Origin of the sequence: Nocardia brasiliensis NBRC 14402, assembly GCF_000308475.2 — a bacterium.
Classification (GTDB): domain Bacteria; phylum Actinomycetota; class Actinomycetes; order Mycobacteriales; family Mycobacteriaceae; genus Nocardia; species Nocardia brasiliensis.
The window spans coordinates 17324-36509 of the sequence record NZ_BAFT02000063.1 but is presented as its reverse complement, the minus strand read 5'-3'; the positions used below and the strand labels follow the sequence as shown (position 1 = coordinate 36509).

The following is a 19186-nucleotide window of genomic DNA, read 5'->3' as shown; positions in this document are numbered from 1 at the left end:
GCCGAACCGCACGACATCGGTAGCATCGCCGTCATGGCGGCTAATCTCGTGCGGTTCGGCCCGATCGTCCTGCTCGCAGTTCTCGCGATCAACGCCTGCTCGAGCGGGGATTCGAACTCTCCCGCAAACCCGCCGGATCAAACGCTGATGGGCCGCACCTTCGTCTCCACCGGGGTCGAGGGCGCGCCGATTCCCGGCGGTGGTCCACTCCGGCTGACCTTCAAGGACAACCGCGTCTCCGCGGACGCGGGCTGCAATACCCATTCGGGCGCGGTGGCATCGGAGGAGCAGAAGCTGGTCGTGTCCAGCCTCGCGAGCACCCTGATGGCCTGCGGCGGCGACCGGCAGGGCGCCGACGAGTGGCTCAGCGGCCTGCTGAACTCCCAGCCCGCCTGGCAGCTCGACGGCCCGAAACTGACCTTGAAGAGCGACAACCTGACCGTCACCATGCTCGACAAGAAGGTCGCCGAACCCGATAAACCGTTGCGCGGCACCACCTGGATCGTCACGGCGCTGCTCACCCCGGAAGCCCAGATCCGTTCGCAGGCCATCGACGACGTGAAACCGACCCTCACCATCGCCACCGACGGCAAGGTCTCCGGCACCGCGGGCTGCAACACGATGAACGGCAGCGCCACGGGCACCGACCCCGAGCTCACCTTCCGGATCGCCACCACCAGGATGGCGTGCGCGCCCGAGGTGATGGAGGTCGAGCAGGCGGTCCTGAAAGCCTTGGACGGCAAGGCGACCGCGACCGTCGACGCGAACGCCCTCACCATCAAGAACGAGAACGGCAACGGTCTGGTCCTGCACGCAGAGTGAGCCCCCGAAATTCGGGCCGCCCCCTGCCGCGCCGGACGCCGGTACCATCAGCTACATGTCAGCAATCCAGACCGAGGTCGGCGAGATCGAACTCCACACCACCATCGATGACCGTCTGGTGGCGGAGTTACACGCCGGTCAACCGTCGGTAGCCGGCTCCTCGGACACCGAAAGCGAGCTCCGAGAGCTACGCGAGCAACTGATCGGCCCGCATACCCGCGGGGTGCTGACGGTCCGCAGGCAAGGCGCGGTGGTGGGCTGGACGTTGCTGGTGGACCCGGACGATCCGGAACGGTACCTGCTCGCCGTCCCGGTCGTCGACGAGGGCGACACCGACACCTATCGAGCCATGCTGCGCGCGGCCGTCGACGCCGCCCGCTCCTCGAAACACACTGCGGTGCAATGGATCGTCCAGGATCCCGACGGTGTCGCGGTCGCGGCGGCGCTCGGCCTGCACCCGCATCGGGAACTCGACTGCGAGTGGCGCGCCGAAAGCGGCGACTGGCCCGAGACCCCGGCGGCGTACGTCGAGGAACTTCCGGCGCCGCCGACCGGGGAAACGCTCGCCCGATACGCCCGCCTCTACACCGACGCGGGCCTGAGCCGCTGCGACGACACCGGCTGCACCGATCGCTGGACCGCCGAGACCGTGGGCGAACTGCTCGCCGACCGGGACGAATACCTGGACACCACCTTCACCCTCGGCTACCTCGACGTGGACGGCACACTGCGGGCCGAGTCCTCGGCCGGTGTCCGCGGCGGCACCGCGGTGCTGAACATCGTGCACGCGCAGGCCCTCGTGCCGGAATTGAGCGCACTGCTGGCGAGCACACTGCACCGCCTGCGCCGCGACCATCCCGAGGTCGCGACCGCCGATCTGTCCGCCGACCCGGCCGACCAGGCGCTGCGCACCGCCCTCACCGGCGCGGGATTCACCTTGCGCGGCAGCATCTCCGAGTACCGCATCCCCGTGGACTGATACCGAAAAGGGCCGAGCACCAGCTGGTGCTCGGCCCTTTCACGGTTCGAAAACCCTTACGGCAGTGGGCCGCCCGCGGCGATCGCGGACAGGGTGGCGAACTCGTCACCCTTCAGCGAGGCGCCGCCGACCAGCGCGCCGTCGATATCGGTCTGCTTGATCAGCTCGCCGATGTTCTTGGCGTTGACCGAACCGCCGTAGAGCACGCGCAGTTCCGCGGCCACCTCCGCGGAGGCGAGCTCGACCAGCTCGCCGCGGATGGCCCCGCACACCTCCTGCGCGTCGGCCGGGGTGGCGACCTTGCCGGTGCCGATCGCCCAGACCGGCTCGTAGGCGATGACGATCTTCGAGATCTCCTCCGCCGTCAGGCCTTTCAGCGAGCCACGCAACTGCTCGAGGTTGTACTCGACATGCGTCTTCGCCTCGCGCACATCAAGACCCTCGCCGATGCAGACGATCGGGGTGAGTCCGTGCTTGAGCGCCTGCTTGGCCTTGGCGAGCACGGTGGCGTCGTCCTCGCCGTGGTACTGCCGCCGCTCCGAATGCCCGACCACCACATAGGTGCAACCCAGCTTCGCCAGCATGGCGCCACTGATCTCACCGGTGTAGGCGCCGGCATCGTGCTGCGAAAGATCCTGCGCCCCATAGGTGAGCAGGAGCTTGTCGCCCTCCACCAGGGTCTGCACACTGCGCAGATCGGTGAACGGCGGCACGACGGTGACGTCGACCTTGGCGAAGTACTTCTCCGGCAGGGCGAACGCGATCTTCTGCACCAGCGCGATGGCCTCGAGGTGATTGAGGTTCATCTTCCAGTTGCCCGCGATGAGCGGCTTGCGTGCCATTGCTCAGCCCTCCAGCACTGCGATGCCCGGAAGTTCTTTGCCCTCCAGGTATTCCAGCGACGCGCCGCCGCCGGTCGAGATGTGCGAGAAGCCGTCCTCGGGCAGGCCGAGCGCGCGCACGGCCGCGGCCGAATCACCGCCGCCCACCACGGTGAACGCGCCCTTGCCGGTCGCCGTCACGATGGCCTCGGCCACCCCACGGGTGCCCGCCGCGAAGTTCTCGAACTCGAACACGCCCATCGGGCCGTTCCAGAACACCGTCTTCGCCTCGGTGAGCAGCGCCGCGAACCGATCGGTCGACTCGGGGCCGATGTCCAGACCCATCCAGCCGTCCGGAATCTCGTGCACCGGAACGACCTTCGAGTCGGCGTCGGCCGCGAACCGCTCCGCCGCGACGATATCGCGCGGCAGGTGGATCACGTCGGCGTACCGTTCGAGCAGGCCCTTGCAGGTGTCGATCATCTCCTCCTGCAACAGCGAGGAACCCACCGAAAGACCCTGGGCGGCAAGGAAGGTGAAGCACATGCCGCCGCCGATGACGAGCGTGTCGACCTTCGGCGCGAGCGCCTCGATCACCGCGAGCTTGTCGGAGACCTTCGAACCGCCGAGCACCACCGCGTACGGCCGCTCGGTGTCCGCGGTCAGCTTCGCGAGCACGTCCACCTCGGCGGCGACCAGCTTGCCCGCGTAATGCGGCAGCAGCTTCGCCACGTCGTAGACCGACGCCTGCTTGCGGTGCACCACGCCGAAGCCGTCGGAGACGAACGCGCCGTCGTCGCCGACCAGTTCGACCAGTGCGGCGGCCAGTTTGGCCCGGTCCGCGTCGTCCTTGCTGGTTTCGCGCGGATCGAAGCGGATGTTCTCCAGCAGCAGCACGTCGCCGTCGGTCAGGCCCTCGGAGCGCGCGAGCGCGTCCTGGCCGACCACGTCACCGGCGAGCTGGACATTGCGACCCAGCTCCTCGGCGAGCTTCGCGGCCACCGGGGCCAGCGAGAGCTTGGCGTCCGGCGCGCCCTTCGGCCGGCCGAGATGCGCGGTGAGTACCACCTTCGCACCGGCCTCGACCAGCGCCTTGATGGTGGGCACGGACGCGAGGATGCGACCGGGATCGGTGATCTGACCGTTGTCGTCGAGGGGGACGTTCAGGTCGGAGCGCACCAGCACGCCCCGACCTTCGACACCCTCGCTCAGCAGATCGTCGAGAGTTTTGACTGCCATGGCCTCAGAGCGACTTGCCGACGAGGCCGATGAGGTCGGCGAGACGGTTCGAGTAGCCCCACTCGTTGTCGTACCAGGACACGACCTTGACCTGGTCGTCGATCACCTTGGTGAGCGGCGCGTCGTAGATCGAGGAGTGCGGGTCGGTGACGATGTCGCTCGACACGATCGGGTCGACGTTGTACTTGAGGATGCCCTTCAGCGGACCCTCGGCGGCGGCCTGGTACGCGGCGTTGATCTCGTCGATCGAGGCGGCGGTGCGCAGGGTGACGGTGAGGTCGGTGACCGAGCCCGTCGGAACCGGCACGCGCAGCGCGTAACCGTCGAGCTTGCCCTGCAGCTCCGGGAGCACCAAGCCGATGGCCTTGGCGGCGCCGGTGCCGGTCGGCACGATGTTCAGCGCGGCGGCGCGGGCGCGACGCAGGTCGCTGTGCGGGCCGTCCTGCAGGTTCTGGTCCTGCGTGTAGGCGTGGATGGTGGTCATCAGACCACGCTCGATGCCGAAGCTGTCGTTCAGCACCTTCGCCAGCGGGCCGAGGCAGTTGGTGGTGCACGAGGCGTTGGAGATGATGTTCTGGCTGCCGTCGTACTTCTCGTCGTTGACGCCCATGACGACGGTCAGGTCCTCACCCTTGGCGGGCGCGGAGATGATGACCTTCTTGGCGCCGGCCGCGAGGTGGCCCTTGGCCTTGGTCGCGTCGGTGAAGATGCCCGTGGACTCGACCACCACGTCGACCCCCAGGTCGCCCCATGGCAGCGCCGCCGGGCCCTCCTTGATGGCCAGCGCCTTGATCCGCTGGTCACCGACCACGATGGTGTCATCGCCGTCGAGCGAGACGTCCTGCGGCAAGCGGCCCAGGATCGAGTCGTACTTGAGCAGGGTCGCGAGCGTCGCGTTGTCGGTGAGGTCGTTGACCGCGACGATCTCGATGTCGGTGGTGCCCAGCGCCTTCTGCGCCTCCACCGCCCGGAAGAAGTTACGTCCGATACGACCGAAGCCGTTGATGCCTACCCGGACAGTCACGTTATCGCTCCTCAGCTTTCAAGCGGATCATTCCGATGTCTAGTAACAGTAGTGCCCGCCCTGCATCGCACCGACATGCACCTGTCCGTTGTGAACTGGACATCTGTCGGCGAGCTGCCGGGTCGCCGGATGATCGACCTTTCCGGCGCCGTCCTGGAGTCGGCTGAGGGACCACCCCCCTACGGTAACCAGCGACCCCAATCACCGACCGGTCTGTTTCCTCACACCCCACCCCACCGACCAGCGCCGACCGTTTGTCAACCCCACTGCCACCCCACCCGAGTAGGGGTACCGGCCACATCCACACCCCTTCTCGGGATGCGCGCCCTTTCCGGGCCTTCAGAAGCGGTGCAAATCCCGAGAAGCGGTGCAAATTGCGCCCGCCGGGCTCGACGGGGTCGCGCTCTCGTATGGCGCCGCAACGCTCCCGAGGTCCGGCGGCAGCACTGCACCCGCACGCGGCAGCGCACCGCTTGGGCTCGGCCACGCCACAACGCACCGCTCGGACCCGGCCACGTCACCCTGTCGTCTGCGCTGCATCTCTCGGGTCAGGCTGCGCCATCTCACCCTGCACGCGCAGCACCCTCCCGAGCCCGGCCCGGGAGGGTGCGAACGCGACTCAGGCCTCGTCGAGCAGTTCGGCCGTGACGGCGGATTCGGTGTCGGGGACGCCGAGTTCCTTGGCGCGCCGGTCCGCCATCGACAGCAGGCGCCGAATGCGGCCTGCCACAGCGTCTTTGGTCATCGGCGGGTCGGCGAGCTGGCCGAGTTCCTCCAGTGACGCCTGCCGATGCTGCACGCGCAGTTTGCCCGCGGCGGCGAGATGATCGGGCACCTCGTCGCTGAGGATCTCCAGCGCGCGCTCCACCCTGGCGGCCGCGGCGACCGCGGCCCGGGCGGAACGGCGCAGGTTGGCGTCGTCGAAGTTGGCCAGCCGGTTCGCGGTGGCCCGCACCTCGCGGCGCAGCCTGCGCTCCTCCCAGACGATCCGGGTGCCGTGCGCGCCCATCCGGGTCAGCAGCGCGCCGATGGCCTCGCCGTCACGCACCACCACCCGGTCGGTGCCGCGCACCTCGCGCGCCTTCGCCGTGATGCCGAGCCGGCGGGCCGCACCGACGAGCGCGAGCGCCGCCTCCGGGCCCGGGCAGCTGACCTCGAGCGCCGAGGAGCGACCCGGCTCGGTGAGCGAGCCGTGCGCGAGAAACGCTCCGCGCCAAGCGGCTTCGGCGTCGGCGATGCTGCCGCCGACCACCTGCGCGGGCAGCCCGCGCACGGGCCGGCCACGCACATCGAGCAGGCCCGTCTGCCGGGCCAGCGCCTCGCCCTCCTTCGACACCCGCACCACATAGCGCGAGGTCTTGCGCAGGCCGCCCGCCCCGAGCACATGCACATCGGAACCGTAGCCGTACAACTCGAAGATCTCCCTGCGGAGTCGGCGAGCGATGGAACCCATGTCCACCTCGGCCTCGACGATCACCCGCCCTCCGACGATGTGTAGACCGCCCGCGAACCGCAGCAGCGCCGACAGTTCCGCCTTCCGGGAACTGACCTGCGACACCGTGAGCCTGCTCAGCTCGTCCTTCACATCGGCTGTCATCGCCACGAGACGCGCTCCTTTCCACCCAACCCGGAACGCACATCCTGACCCATGTGCCGTCCCTCGACTCGAAGCCCTGCCATTTGCGGCCGAGGTTGCCGGATCAGTTGATCCAGTGCGGCGGCAAGCCTTCCGGGGTGATGCCGGTCCGTTCCCGCTTCGGCGACATCGGAGAAGGTTACTCGCGCGCGCAACTGTTCGGCAGCTCTGGCCACGTGTTCTCTTTCGCGACCTTCCGGCACCGACCCTGAATCGACCACCACCTCGTCGACCACGAATTCCGGTGCGTGCTGGGACAATACATGCAGGTGCCGTTCGGCGGAGAAACCCGCCGTTTCGCCGGGCTCGGCGGCGAGGTTCAGCACGAGAACTTTTCTGGCTCGGGTGTACACGAGCGCCTCTCGTAGTTCGGGGACGAGCACATGGGGGATGACACTGGTGAACCACGATCCCGGCCCGAGCACGACCACGTCGGCGTGTTCGATGGCCGAGGTCGCTTCCGGACTGGCCGGCGGATCGGACGGAATCAACCGGACGCGGCGTACCTTGCCCGGGGTGGTCGCGATCGCGACCTGGCCGCGGATGCAGCGGCTGACCCGCGGATCCGCTTCCAGCCCAGCGACATCGGCTTCGATGTCGAGGGCGATGGGTGACATCGGCAGTACCCGCCCGGTGATCCGCAGCAGCTTCGCGACCTCGTCCAGCGCGGCGACCGGGTCGCCGAGCACCTCGGTGAGACCGGCCAGGATCAGGTTGCCGACCGAATGACCGGCCAGCGCTCCGGTGCCACCGAAGCGGTGCTGCACGGTGCGGGTCAAGACATCGTCGGCGTCGGCGGCCAATGCGGCCAACGCCATCCGTAGATCACCGGGCGGCAGCACCCCTAGCTCGCTGCGTAGGCGCCCGGACGAACCGCCGTCGTCGGCGACCGTCACGACGGCACAGATCTTTCTGGTCAACCGCCGGACCGCGGTCAGCGTCGCGTACAGGCCGTGCCCGCCCCCCAGCGCGACGATGCTGGGATCGGATTCCCAACCACTCATTCGCGCCCCAGATCCCGATGCACGACCCGCACCACGTCGGCGGATCCCTCGGCCACGTCGGTGACCGCGCTCATCAGTTCACCGAGGGCCTCGGCTATCGCCACGCTGCGGTGTTTTCCGCCGGTGCAGCCCACTGCCACCGTCATGTATCGCTTCCCCTCTTGGCGGTAACCGTTCATGGTCAGATCCACCAGGTGGTGACAGGTACGCAGGTAATCCGCCGCGCCGGGGCGCGACAGCACGTACTCACTCACCACCGGTTCCTGACCAGTGTGTTCCCGCAATTCTGGAATCCAATGTGGATTAGGTAGAAAACGCACATCCAACACCATGTCGGCGTCCAGTGGAACCCCGTGCTTGAAGCCGAAAGATTGCACGGTGAGCTGCAACGCGCTCGGCGCACCGCCGCCGTAGGCCTCCTCCAGCTTGCGATGCAGCTGGTGGATGGACAGCTCGGTGGTGTCGATGACCAGGTCGGCGGCGGTTTTCACAGCGGAGAGCCGAACCCGCTCGGCGGCGATGCCCGCGGAGAGGGTGCCGTCTTTGCTTTCGCTTTGCAGCGGATGCCGGCGACGGGCGAACCCGTAACGCCGGATCAGCACGTCATCGGATGCTTCCAGGAACAGCACCCGGGTCTCGATGCCGAGCTTGCGCAACTGTTCGGTGACCACCGAGAGATCGCCGGTGAAGAAGCGGCTGCGCACGTCCATCACCAGGGCGAGGCGCCGGATCGGCGGCTCGGTGGCCGCGCCGAGTTCGATCATCCGGCCGATCAGTTCCGGCGGCAGGTTATCGGTGACGTACCAGCCCAGATCCTCGAGCACGCGGGCGGCGGTACCGCGGCCCGCGCCCGATAGTCCGGTCACGATCACGACCTCGACCTGCGGGTTCGCCGCGGTGACAGCGCTCGCGAAGCTGTCCTGCCCCGCGGTCTGTCGCGGATTGCCCGCCGTGTTGTTCGATTCGACGCGTGTCATGTCCTACCGGATCCGTCTCGTGGTTACCTCTCGAATCATCCCGCACCGGTTCCGGTAGCGGGCGCAGACATGCGCGGTCACCCTCCGTGGTGCCCGAGGCCGGTGATCGAACATGTGCTGGAACGGTAACGAGGATATAGGTGCATCGGTGAAAAGCTGGTGATTCCGAACTTCCTCACCCCTCCTGTAATGCGGCGAGCACCGCTTTGGCCGTCGCCAGGCCGATCCCGGGAACCTCGGTGATCTGTTCGACCGTGGCCTCCTTGAGTTTCGCGACCGAACCGAAGTGGGTGACCAGCGCGGTGCGGCGCGCCGCACCCAGGCCGGGCACCGAGTCCAATGCGGACGCGGTCATCCGGCGCGACCGCTTGCTGCGATGGAAGGTGATCGCGAAACGGTGCGCCTCGTCGCGGACCCGTTGCAGCAGGAACAGCGCCTCGCTGTTGCGCGGCATGATCACCGGGTCGCTCTCCCCCGGCACCCACACCTCTTCCAGCCGTTTGGCCAGGCCGATCACCGCGACATCGGTGATGCCCAGTTCGTCGAGCACCTCGGCGGCGGCCGCGACCTGGGGCGCGCCGCCGTCGACGACGTACAGGTTCGGCGGGTAGGCGAACTTGCGCGGTCGTCCGGTCTGCGGATCGATGCCCGGCCGGGCGTCGAGTTCGGCTGCGGCGTCCGCGGTTTCGGCCGCCAGGTCTTCACTGGCCAGCAGCTCGCGTTCCTTCTGCAGCTTGTAGAACCGCCGCCGGGTGACCTCCCGGATGCTGCCCACGTCGTCGGAGCGGCCCTCCCCCGCGGCCTCCTTGATCGTGTAGTGGCGGTACTCGGATTTGCGCGCCAGACCGTCCTCGAACACCACCAGCGAGGCCACCACGTCGGTGCCCTGCACATGGCTGATGTCGACACATTCGATCCGCAGCGGGGCGCTGTCCAGCTCCAAGGCATCCTGAATGGCTTGCAGCGCAGCCGATCTCGACGTGAGATCGCCCGCGCGCTTGAGCTTGTGCTGCTGCAGCGCCTCCATCGCGTTGCGCTGCACCGTCTCGGCGAGCGCCTTCTTGTCGCCGCGCTGGGGCACCCGCAACTGCACGGCCGAGCCGCGCAGGTCCGACAGCCACTGCTGAACCTGCTCGGCGTCCCCGGGCAGCTCGGGGACGAGCACCTCCCGCGGCACCACGGTCGCGGGCTGCTCCCCCGCGCCGAACTCGGCGACGGCGACCTGCTCGCCGTAGAACTGGGTGAGGAACTGCTCCACCAGCACCGCCAGCTCACTTCCGGTTTCCGGCGCGTCGATGGCGTCGCCGGATTTGTCGACCACCCAGCCACGCTGACCGCGCACCCGGCCGTCCCGGACATGGAAGATCTGTACCGCGGCCTCCAATTCGTCGGTGGCGAAGGCGATCACGTCGGCGTCGGTGCCGGTGCCCAGCACCACCGCCTGCTTCTCCAGCGCCCGGCGCAGCGCCTGCACGTCGTCCCGCAGGCGCGCGGCGTTCTCGAAATCGAGGTCCTCGGCCGCCTCCTGCATGCGCCGTTCCAGCTGACGCACCATGCGGTCGGTGCGGCCGGCCAGGAAGTCGCAGAAGTCCTCCACGATCCGGCGATGCTCGTCGGCGCTGACCCGGCCGATACACGGCGCCGAGCACTTGTCGATATAGCCGAGCAGGCAGGGACGGCCGATCTGGCTGTGCCGTTTGAACACCCCGTTGGAGCAGGTACGCGCGGGAAAGACGCGCAGCAGCAGGTCCAGGGTTTCCCGGATCGCCCAGGCATGCGCGTACGGGCCGAAGTAGCGCACGCCCTTCTTGCGCGCGCCGCGATAGACGAACAGGCGGGGGAACTCCTCGTTCAACGTGACCGCGAGCACCGGATACGACTTGTCGTCGCGGTAGCGGACGTTGAACCGCGGATCGAACTCCTTGATCCAGTTATATTCGAGTTGCAGCGCCTCCACCTCGGTGGAGACGACCGTCCATTCGACGCTCGCCGCGGTGGTGACCATCTGCTTCGTGCGCGGGTGCAGCGACGCCACATCGGCGAAGTACGAGTTCAACCGGCTGCGCAGGCTCTTGGCCTTGCCGACGTAGATCACCTGTCGATGCGCGTCCCGGAACTTGTACACCCCTGGTTCGACGGGAATCGTGCCCGGCTTGGGCCGGTACGTCGCTGGATCTGCCACCAGTCAAGCCTAGAGGGAGGCTACGACAGGTTCGCCGGGGTGCTCGGGTCCGCGGCGTCGCGCCGGGCCGGAGCGTTTCGGTCAGCGTCGGCGCTTCGAAACATCCTGCACCGCAGCATGTATCGCAAAGCTACGGCCGGTTCACCACGGGAACCACCGGTGCACGGTGGTGCGACTGCCGTGGCAGAGTTCATTGCCGACGGGCGACACCATGCTGTGCGACCGCGTCGAGCAGACCGGAGCGGCGTTCGCCCGTGGGGGTCGGCTCGACCAGCGCGAAGCGACAGCCGATGGCGGTGGCGCCGCCGTCGGCTTCGGCGCTGTCCCCGACCATCAGGGCGGCCTTGGGGTCGACACCGAGTTTGTCGAGCGTGGCGGCGAAGATGCGGGGTTGCGGCTTGATCGCGCCGATCTCGAAGGAGAGGGCGAACGCGTCGATGTAGCGGTCCCAGCCGCGGGCGGTGAACGCCGGGCGGATATCGAACGCGATATTGCTCACCACCGCCACCTGGATACCTTGGGCGGCAAGGGAAGTCAGCACCTCCTCGACGTCCGGGTACGGCGTCCACTCCAGCGGGTCGATCATCCGGCCGTAGAGCTTGGCGGCCTGATCGTCGAACGGCACACCCGACTTGCGGAGCACCTCCAGGTAAGCCTTCCGGTGCAGCTCCGGGTCGAGGTCGCGGTTGTCCCAGGCGTACTGGCCCGCCGCGTCGAACTCGACGATCTGGTGCACCGGCGCGGTCATCCGGCGCAGCAGCTCGGTCTTCTCGTGGACGTCCAAGGCCCGGCCGTCGGCAGCGACCAGATCATCACCCCATGATTGCTTCTCCTCCAGTCGAAACAAGGTCCCGGAATAGTCGAACAGCACCGCCTCGAGAGTCACGAAAACAGCCTACCGACGGGTTGGTGCGGGCTCCGGTCGTCGCAGGCCGCGGGCCCCGGGCCGGACGCCGCGAATGTCCGTTGCGTCCGGGTGATCAAACGCTCCCGAGGTGTCGGTGCCGACGGTTAGAGTCCCTGCATGAGTCGCACGCGAGGAACCTGGACCAGCGTGGTGGCGGCAATACTGCTCGTCGCCGGCATGGCCACCGCTTGTTCGTCCGATGACACGGACGAGGCCGCCGACGTCTGCGCGACGACGCCGAACGGAACGCTGGTCGCGGCGTCGCCGACCGGGCCGACGGGCAGCAAGGACATCAGCACCAATCCGGAGCTGTCCACCGGCTACCGGTCCGGGATGGTGGCCGCCCGCACCAAGACCTTCGCCGTGGCGACCGCGAACACCCTGGCCAGCAAGGCGGCGTGCGAGGTGCTGCGCGACGGCGGCACGGCCGCGGACGCGCTGATCACCGCGCAGACCATGCTCGGCCTGGTGGAACCCCAGTCGTCCGGCATCGGCGGCGGTGCGTTCCTGATGTATTACGACGCGGCGAGCAAGTCCGTGGAGGCCTACGACGGACGCGAGGTCGCGCCCGCCGCCGCCACCGAGAACTACCTGCGCTGGGTCAGCGACACCGACCGCACCGAACCCAAGCCGAACACGCGCGCCAGCGGCCGCTCCATCGGCGTGCCGGGCGTGCTGCGGATGCTGGAGATGGTGCATCGCGAGCACGGCAAAACCGGGTGGCGCGAATTGTTCGATCCGGCAATCGGACTCGCGGATCGCGGTTTCTCGATCAGCCCCAGGCTCGCCGCGCAGGTCGCCGAACAGGCCAAGAACCTCGCCCTGGACGAGGCCGCGAAGGCGTACTTCCTCAATCCCGACGGCACACCCAAGCCGGCCGACACGCTGCTCACCAACCCGGCGATGGCCAAGACGCTGGGCGCCATCGCGTCCGAAGGCGCGCAGGCCTTCTACACCGGCGCCATCGCGCAGGACATCGTCGCCGCGGCCACCTCGACCAGCGGCGGCCGCACGCCCAGCCTGATCACCACCGCCGACCTGGCCGGGTATCAGGCGAAGAAGCGCACGGCCCTGTGCACCGACTACCGCAATCATCAGATCTGCGGCATGCCGAACCCGTCGTCCGGCGGCAGCACCGTCGCCGCCACCCTCGGCATCCTGGAGAACTTCGACCTGGCCGCGCTGCCGCCGGACAATCTCGGCGCGGGCTCCGACACCGCCCGCAACGGCGGCAAGCCGAAGGCCGAAGCCGTGCACCTCATCGCCGAAGCCGAGCGGCTCGCCTACGCCGACCGCAACAAGTACGTCGCCGACACCGATTTCGTTCCGCTGCCCGGCAATTCGCTGCAGACCCTGCTCAACAAGGACTACTTGAAGCAGCGCTCCGCCCTGATCGACCGCAACCGCAGCATGGGCACCGCCCAGCCCGGCGATTTCGGGCCCGTCCCGCTCGGCGTCGGCCCGCAACCGCCGGAACACGGCACCAGCCATATCTCCGTGGTGGACCAGTACGGCAACGCGGCCGCCATGACCACCACCGTGGAATCCGAGTTCGGCTCCTTCCACCTCGTCGACGGATTCGTGCTGAACAACCAGCTGACCGACTTCTCGGCGGACCCGCTGGGCACCGACGGCGCACCGGTCGCCAACCGGCTCCAGCCCAACAAGCGTCCGCGCAGCTCGATGAGCCCCACCCTGGTCTTCGACAAGGCACCCGACGGCGCCCGCGGCAACCTCACCCATGTCGCAGGCTCCCCCGGCGGTTCGGTGATCATCCAGTTCGTCGTGAAAACCCTTGTCGGCATGCTCGATTGGGGCCTCGACCCGCAGCAGGCCGTCTCCGCCCTGTCCTTCGGCGCCGGCAACTCCCCCGCCACCGGCGTCGGCGGCGAACACCCGAGCATCAACACCGCCGACAACGGCGACCACGACGCCCTCGTCCTGCGCCTACGCGAACTAGGCCACCAGGTCTCGGTCGCCCCCCAATCCAGCGGCCTCAGCGCCCTGACCCGCGACGGCACCGCCTGGGTCGGCGGCGCCGACCCCCGCCGCGAGGGAGCAGTCCTCGGCGACAACCGCTGAGCACGGGTGCCCGGCGCCGCCTCACTGAGCACCGGGCACCAAGCACTGCCCGCCGAGCATCGCGCGACCTGCCGCGCCCACTAGTCAGCACTCGCGACGTGACGCGGGCACCCGCGCTGACAGGGCCACTTCAAACCGATTCTCCGCCTGGGACACCGCCGTTGTTGCGCACCCGCGCCAACATCGCGCGACCTGCCGCGCCCACTAGGCAGCACTGGTCGCGACGTGACGCGGGCACCTGCGCCGACAGGCGGGCCCGCTGCGGAGGTGAACTCGCCCGCGACAGGCATGGCGGGCCGCCGCAGGACGTTCTGACATCCGGAGCCCTCGCCGCGCAATTGTTCCGGTCGTCGCTCAAAGCGGAACGTCGCGAACATGCCTGCCCGGCGTCGGTGCCAGGCGCACGTTCACCTGCTTCGCACATCCGCACCACTTCTAAGGATCCGCACCCTCTCTGGGGCCGGAAAGGGGTGCGAATCCCTAGAAGTGGTGCGGGATTTCGGGTTCAGCGCGCCAGGCGCATGGGGTAGAGGACGGGGCCGTGGTCGAGGGGGAGTTCGGGCTCGGGGTGGAAGCCGAAGCGGTCGTAGAAGGGCATGGTGGTCTTGGCGTTCGCGATCAGGAAGCAAGGTTCGGCCGAGGTCGCCAACCGCTGTTCCAGCAGGGAGGTCGCGAAACCTTTGCGTTGCGCGTCCGGCCGAGTGCCAACCGCGGCCAGATAGAGATGCGGAGTCGCGGGCCGAGCCTCTTCCATCCGATGCGAAACCGCGAGCGCACGCGGCAGACTGCTCCGCAACGCCCGAACCAGCGTGAAATGCTTGGCAATCGGCGAGATCACCCCGACCGGCTCCCACAGCGCGACACTCACGACGTTCCGATCCTCATCGAGCGCGACATCGACCATGCCGGTCTCCGCCCGCGCCGCAATCCGCGCTTCCCAGAACAACGGCAACGCCTTACCCCGCCGCTCCGCATTCGGCCAGAAGTACGTCATCAGCGGATCGTCGGCATACGCCTCCGCCAGCACAACCGCTCCCAACTCCATAGCGCGAGGCTATCGAATCGGCCGAGGTGTGAGGTGGAGGCAGCCCTGTCCCAGCGTGGTCATCTGGCAGTGGTGCCGTGCTCGACGGTTCCTTTGACGAGGTATCCGCGGTGTCGTTGCGCCTCCGCATGTCCGACCGGTGCCGACCCGCTGTGCGCCAGGGGCTCACAGACTTTCCATACGGTTCACAAGGCCTACAGCCCCTGTGAACCGTACGAAACCTCTGCGACCCTCAACCTATCTGTCGCTTGGTCCAGACCCACCCGGCCCGCTTCCCATCGCCCCCTTCCCCAAGCCGCTCGAGACGCAACCACAGCCAGATGACCACGCTGGAACATCGCGCGGCGCACCTGATCTGCACCTACAGCCGGGTACGGCACACGACGTGCTCAGCACCATCCCTGTAACGCCCGCGGCAGGAACACCCCATTGGGCAAGTCACACTTCGGCAGCCAGCCAACAAGCCCAAACCGACGCTATCGAACCAACCCAGACGGACACATTCGCCACGCGGACAGCCACCAGCCAGGCACCTTGAGTCACTCACGACCTACTCGGCCCTGAACTCGCCGACTGCACCCTCCGGACGGGCTACCGCTGAAGCCGTCTCAGCACGAGCCCACGAAAATCACCCCTGCCCACGCGGATCAAGAAGTCTCGCGCAGCTTGCCCAAGGCGGCACAGACCATAGAGCACCCAGTCGCTGTGCCTCCCCCGCTGCGATCACGCTACTGCTTACCGACGACGTACTCGGCCACCAAGCTCACAAGCTTGCCAAGGGCACGCAGACCAGGCGGCCGTCTGACGCCGAGCTTCCCTAGTGCGAACACAGGACTGCTTGCCGACGGCGTACTCGGCACGACGTTGTGGAGCGTGCTGACTACTTTTCGGCGGTGTACTTTGCGCCGAGTTCGCGGAGTTTGTCCATGGCGGTGGCGGCGTGTGCTTTGTCGTTGGAGCGGATGGCCAGGAGGGGGACGTAGTCGTCGTTGACGAGTTCGAGGCGGGCCCAGGATTTGCGGTCGGGGAAGGCGACACCGCGGACGGTGTCCCAGGGGAATTCGTTGTCACCCAGCACATTTCGAACGGTGACGCCGCTCGGGCCGACGCGTACCCGGGGCCTGGTGAGCATGAGGACTCCGCCGGCGATGAGCAGGCCGATGCCGATCATGGCGATCTGGTCGGCCACCCGGAAGTTCACACCGGTCGAACCGGAGCGCAGCCAGATGCCGCCGACGAGAAAGGCCGCGGCGATCAGGGTGGCGACGATCCACGCGGTACGCACCGCACGCCGCGGTCGCACCTCGAAGTCCCACTCGGGCGACTCGGCTTGCGCCGCTTCGGCGTTCCTCCGGAAAATGCGCACCACCGGCATCGCTACCTACACCCCTGCACTAGGGCCGACCGCTTACGGCCGACAATGGACGAGCGAATCGCCGTGGAGCACATCTGATTACGCCGCCTCAACCTCGACGACCCCGGTCGACGACGGCTAACGTAACCCCGTCGCACCAAGCGCACCGAACCGACCGAGCCCACCACGCGCACCGAGCCGACCGAACTGATCAAGCCGACCGGGCCCACCACGCTCACCGAGCGCACCACACGCACCGAGCCCACCGAAGCGCGGCATTGATCGAGCCGACCGGGCCCACCACGCTCACCGAACCCACCGAGCGCATTATGCCGACTGGCGCAGGGCGCGCAGGGTGAGGGCGGCGTCGAGGGCCGCGGCACACGCTTGTTCGCCCTTGTTTTCGGCGGAACCGGGGAGCCCGGCGCGGTCGAGCGCCTGCTCCTCGTTGTTGGTGGTGAGCACGCCGTTCGCGACGGGGGTGCCCGCGTCCAGCGACACCCGGGTGAGCCCGGCCGTCACGGCATCGCACACGTACTCGAAATGCGGTGTTCCACCTCGGATCACGACGCCGAGCGCGACCACCGCGTCATGCGTGCGGGCCAGTTCCTGCGCCACCACCGGCAGCTCCATCGCGCCCGCGCAGCGCACCACCGTCACGTGCACCACGCCGGCTTCTTTGGCGACCTGTTCGGCATTCGCCACCAGGGTGTCGCAGATCGTGGTGTGCCAGCGCGACGCGACGATGCCCAGCTTGAGGTCCTTGGCATCCGCGAGCGCGAAAGTCGGTACGCCGGTACCGCTCATCGATAGTGGCCTTTCCGTGGGTCAGCGGGCGGTTTCGCCCAGATCGATGTCGTCCAGCCCGATCAGGTCGTGGCCCATGCGGTCTCGTTTGGTCCGCAGGTAGTGCAGGTTTTCGGCGTTGGCGCGCAAGGGCATCGGCACGCGCTCGGTGATGCGCAGACCGTATCCGTCCAACCCGACGCGTTTGGCCGGGTTGTTGGTGAGTAGTCGCATGGAACGGATCCCCAGGTCGACCAGGATCTGCGCGCCGGTGCCGTAGTCGCGGGCGTCGGCGGGCAGTCCGAGTTCGAGGTTCGCGTCGACGGTGTCGTGACCGGAGTCCTGCAACTGGTAGGCCTGCAGCTTGTGCATCAGCCCGATGCCGCGACCTTCGTGTCCGCGCATGTACAGCACCACCCCGCGGCCTTCTTGGGCCACCATCTCCAGTGCGGCGTCCAGCTGCGGACCACAGTCGCAGCGCAGCGAGCCGAACACGTCGCCGGTCAGGCATTCGGAGTGCACCCGGACCAGCACGTCGTCACCGTCGGCGAGATCGCCGCGCACCAGCGCCACGTGCTCGACCTCGTCGTAGATGCTCTGGTACCCGACGGCCATGAACTCGCCGTGCGCGGTCGGGATGCGCGCTTCGGCGACCCGCACCACGTGCTTTTCGTGCTTACGCCGCCAGGCGATCATGTCGGCGATGGAGATCAGCGCGAGGTTGTGCTCGTCGGCGAAGACGCGCAGCTCTTCGGTGCGGGCCATGTGGCCCTCGTCCTTCTGGCTGACGATCTCGCAGATCACGCCCGCGGGCCGCAGCCCGGCCATCCGGGACAGGTCGACCGCCGCCTCGGTGTGACCGGGACGGCGCAGCACGCCACCATCTTTCGCGCGCAGCGGCACCACGTGCCCCGGGCGGGTGAAGTCGTCGGCCTTGGTGTCGGCGGCGGCGAGCAGACGCATGGTGTGCGCGCGGTCGGCGCCCGAGATGCCGGTGGTGATGCCTTCCCGAGCATCGACCGCCACCGTGTAGGCGGTGCCGTGCTTGTCCTGGTTCATCGCGTACATCGGCGGCAGCCCGAGCCGGTCGCAGTCGTCACCCGTCAACGGCACACAGATGTAACCGGAGGTGTAGCGAATCATGAAGGCCACCAACTCCGGGGTGGCCTTCTCCGCCGCGAAGATGAGGTCGCCCTCGTTCTCACGGTCCTCGTCGTCGACGACGACGACCGCCTTACCGGCGGCGATGTCGGCGACTGCGCGCTCGATGGTGTCGAACCTGGTCACGTCTGTTGTGCTCCATCTCGAATTAGGTCCGCCCCCACACTACTGTGTCCGACTCGCAGCGCCTGCGGCGCTGCGCCTTCGCCTGCCTCGCGCGTGGTGGTCGTCTGCGGTGCGCCCGGATCGGTGCGCGGCCGCACTGTTGTTTTCGCGTTCAGCCTCGCTGTTGCAACCGCTCCACATACTTGGCGATCACATCCACCTCCAGATTGACCGTCGTGCCGACGGTGGCAAAGCCCAGATTCGTCAGGGCAAGGGTGGTGGGGATCAGCGAGACCTCGAACCAGTCCTTGCTGTCGGTGTCGGCGGGCCCGTCGGCGACGCCGAGACCGGAGACGGTGAGCGAGATGCCGTCGACGGTGATCGAGCCCTTCTGCACCACGTAGCGGGCGATCGAGTCGGGCAGCGAGATGCGCACGACATCCCAGTTGTCCGAGGGCGTGCGCGCGAGCACGGTGCCGGTACCGTCGACGTGCCCCTGCACCAGGTGCCCGCCGAGCCTGCTGTTCAGCGCCGCGGCGCGTTCCAGGTTGACCTTCGATCCGGTGTCCAGCTTGCCGATGCTCGAGCGGTTCAGCGTCTCCTGCATCACGTCGACGGTGAACGAGTCGCCGCCGACCACCTCCACCACGGTCAAGCACACGCCGTTGACGGCGATCGAATCACCGTGCCCGGCATCGGAGGTCACCAGCTCGCCTCGGATGGTCAGCCGGGCGGCGTCGGCCAACCGCTCGGTGGCGACGATCTCGCCCAGCTCCTCGACGATGCCTGTGAACATGCCCTGACTCCCTGTCGCGTTGTGGTCCCCGGTTGCGGAACAGCCCGGCCGCGGCAGGAATTCCCGCCGGTCGCTGCCGGTTGTCTCAGCTTAGTTCGCGCGGCCGACGCCGGTTCGCCCGCGGACTGCCAGGCTCGCGCCCGGGTGTCGACCTACTCGAACCTGGTCCCGGCAACCGCCGAGAGAAGCAGACCGACTGCCGGAGAAGTCGCAGTCGACCAAGGGTTTGATAATGAATTGTCGGGGAATTACGTTCACGCATACGG

General features: G+C 68.0%; 16 protein-coding genes. 3 read left to right on the top strand and 13 right to left on the bottom strand.

What is annotated here, in order from left to right; translation table 11 throughout:
* Positions 1-33 precede the first annotated feature (33 nt).
* Together TY25_RS21805 and TY25_RS21800 are read left to right on the top strand one after the other, a co-directional pair.
* Positions 34-822: an META domain-containing protein gene (locus tag TY25_RS21805; protein WP_042258864.1), complete on the top strand. Its 789-nt coding sequence runs from the start codon at positions 34-36 to the stop codon at positions 820-822.
* A 55-nt stretch (positions 823-877) separates the two neighbouring features.
* Entirely contained in the window at positions 878-1801 is a 924-nt protein-coding gene (locus tag TY25_RS21800; protein ID WP_042258863.1) for a hypothetical protein, read from the top strand.
* 56 nt (positions 1802-1857) lie between these two features.
* Here the strand turns inward: TY25_RS21800 and tpiA are convergent, their stop codons facing one another.
* The 8 genes from tpiA to TY25_RS21760 form a co-directional block, all read right to left on the bottom strand.
* Positions 1858-2643, bottom strand: coding sequence for a triose-phosphate isomerase (gene tpiA, locus TY25_RS21795; protein WP_042258861.1), 786 nt, complete (start codon positions 2641-2643; stop codon positions 1858-1860).
* Between the two features lie 3 nt (positions 2644-2646).
* Complete coding sequence (locus tag TY25_RS21790) at positions 2647-3861, bottom strand: phosphoglycerate kinase (RefSeq protein ID WP_042258860.1); 1215 nt, start codon at positions 3859-3861, stop codon at positions 2647-2649.
* Between the two features lie 4 nt (positions 3862-3865).
* On the bottom strand, positions 3866-4885 hold the full coding sequence (gene gap / locus TY25_RS21785; RefSeq protein ID WP_029903178.1) for a type I glyceraldehyde-3-phosphate dehydrogenase: 1020 nt from the start codon (positions 4883-4885) through the stop codon (positions 3866-3868).
* A 619-nt stretch (positions 4886-5504) separates the two neighbouring features.
* Positions 5505-6488 (bottom strand): DNA-binding protein WhiA, encoded by a 984-nt coding sequence (gene whiA, locus TY25_RS21780; RefSeq protein ID WP_014986417.1) that lies wholly within the window; start codon positions 6486-6488, stop codon positions 5505-5507.
* Positions 6479-7525 carry a gluconeogenesis factor YvcK family protein gene (locus TY25_RS21775; protein ID WP_042258859.1) on the bottom strand — a complete coding sequence of 349 codons (1047 nt, stop codon included), beginning with the start codon at positions 7523-7525 and terminating at the stop codon, positions 6479-6481. Before TY25_RS21775 ends, whiA begins: the two co-directional genes overlap by 10 nt.
* Positions 7522-8502 (bottom strand): RNase adapter RapZ, encoded by a 981-nt coding sequence (gene rapZ / locus TY25_RS21770; RefSeq protein ID WP_029903176.1) that lies wholly within the window; start codon positions 8500-8502, stop codon positions 7522-7524. Before rapZ ends, TY25_RS21775 begins: the two co-directional genes overlap by 4 nt.
* 175 nt (positions 8503-8677) lie before the next feature.
* Positions 8678-10684, bottom strand: coding sequence for an excinuclease ABC subunit UvrC (gene uvrC, locus TY25_RS21765; RefSeq protein ID WP_042258858.1), 2007 nt, complete (start codon positions 10682-10684; stop codon positions 8678-8680).
* Positions 10685-10874: 190 nt separating this feature from the next.
* A complete protein-coding gene (locus tag TY25_RS21760; protein WP_042258857.1) occupies positions 10875-11570 on the bottom strand; it encodes an HAD family hydrolase in 696 nt (231 codons plus the stop codon).
* A 138-nt stretch (positions 11571-11708) separates the two neighbouring features.
* Between TY25_RS21760 and TY25_RS21755 the strand changes: the two genes are divergently transcribed.
* Positions 11709-13673, top strand: a complete 1965-nt coding sequence (locus TY25_RS21755; RefSeq protein WP_042258856.1) for a gamma-glutamyltransferase family protein — start codon at positions 11709-11711, stop codon at positions 13671-13673.
* Between the two features lie 505 nt (positions 13674-14178).
* Here TY25_RS21755 and TY25_RS21750 read toward each other — a convergent pair.
* The 5 genes from TY25_RS21750 to TY25_RS21730 form a co-directional block, all read right to left on the bottom strand.
* Entirely contained in the window at positions 14179-14718 is a 540-nt protein-coding gene (locus tag TY25_RS21750) for a GNAT family N-acetyltransferase (RefSeq protein ID WP_042258855.1), read from the bottom strand.
* 880 nt (positions 14719-15598) lie between these two features.
* A complete protein-coding gene (locus TY25_RS21745) occupies positions 15599-16093 on the bottom strand; it encodes a PH domain-containing protein (protein ID WP_042258854.1) in 495 nt (164 codons plus the stop codon).
* 306 nt (positions 16094-16399) lie between these two features.
* Complete coding sequence (ribH, locus tag TY25_RS21740; protein ID WP_014986425.1) at positions 16400-16879, bottom strand: 6,7-dimethyl-8-ribityllumazine synthase; 480 nt, start codon at positions 16877-16879, stop codon at positions 16400-16402.
* 21 nt (positions 16880-16900) lie between these two features.
* Complete coding sequence (locus TY25_RS21735) at positions 16901-18145, bottom strand: bifunctional 3,4-dihydroxy-2-butanone-4-phosphate synthase/GTP cyclohydrolase II (protein WP_029903165.1); 1245 nt, start codon at positions 18143-18145, stop codon at positions 16901-16903.
* Between the two features lie 151 nt (positions 18146-18296).
* Positions 18297-18920 carry a riboflavin synthase gene (locus tag TY25_RS21730; protein ID WP_042258853.1) on the bottom strand — a complete coding sequence of 208 codons (624 nt, stop codon included), beginning with the start codon at positions 18918-18920 and terminating at the stop codon, positions 18297-18299.
* Positions 18921-19186 lie beyond the last annotated feature (266 nt).

Coding starts and splice junctions, on each gene's coding strand:
- TY25_RS21805 (WP_042258864.1), top strand. CDS start 34: ATGGCGGCTAATCTCGTGCGGTTCGGCCCGATCGTCCTGCTCGCAGTT.
- TY25_RS21730 (WP_042258853.1), bottom strand. CDS start 18,920: ATGTTCACAGGCATCGTCGAGGAGCTGGGCGAGATCGTCGCCACCGAG.
- TY25_RS21775 (WP_042258859.1), bottom strand. CDS start 7,525: ATGAGTGGTTGGGAATCCGATCCCAGCATCGTCGCGCTGGGGGGCGGG.
- TY25_RS21755 (WP_042258856.1), top strand. CDS start 11,709: ATGAGTCGCACGCGAGGAACCTGGACCAGCGTGGTGGCGGCAATACTG.
- TY25_RS21750 (WP_042258855.1), bottom strand. CDS start 14,718: ATGGAGTTGGGAGCGGTTGTGCTGGCGGAGGCGTATGCCGACGATCCG.
- TY25_RS21800 (WP_042258863.1), top strand. CDS start 878: ATGTCAGCAATCCAGACCGAGGTCGGCGAGATCGAACTCCACACCACC.
- ribH (WP_014986425.1), bottom strand. CDS start 16,879: ATGAGCGGTACCGGCGTACCGACTTTCGCGCTCGCGGATGCCAAGGAC.
- tpiA (WP_042258861.1), bottom strand. CDS start 2,643: ATGGCACGCAAGCCGCTCATCGCGGGCAACTGGAAGATGAACCTCAAT.
- TY25_RS21790 (WP_042258860.1), bottom strand. CDS start 3,861: ATGGCAGTCAAAACTCTCGACGATCTGCTGAGCGAGGGTGTCGAAGGT.
- rapZ (WP_029903176.1), bottom strand. CDS start 8,502: ATGACACGCGTCGAATCGAACAACACGGCGGGCAATCCGCGACAGACC.
- TY25_RS21745 (WP_042258854.1), bottom strand. CDS start 16,093: ATGCCGGTGGTGCGCATTTTCCGGAGGAACGCCGAAGCGGCGCAAGCC.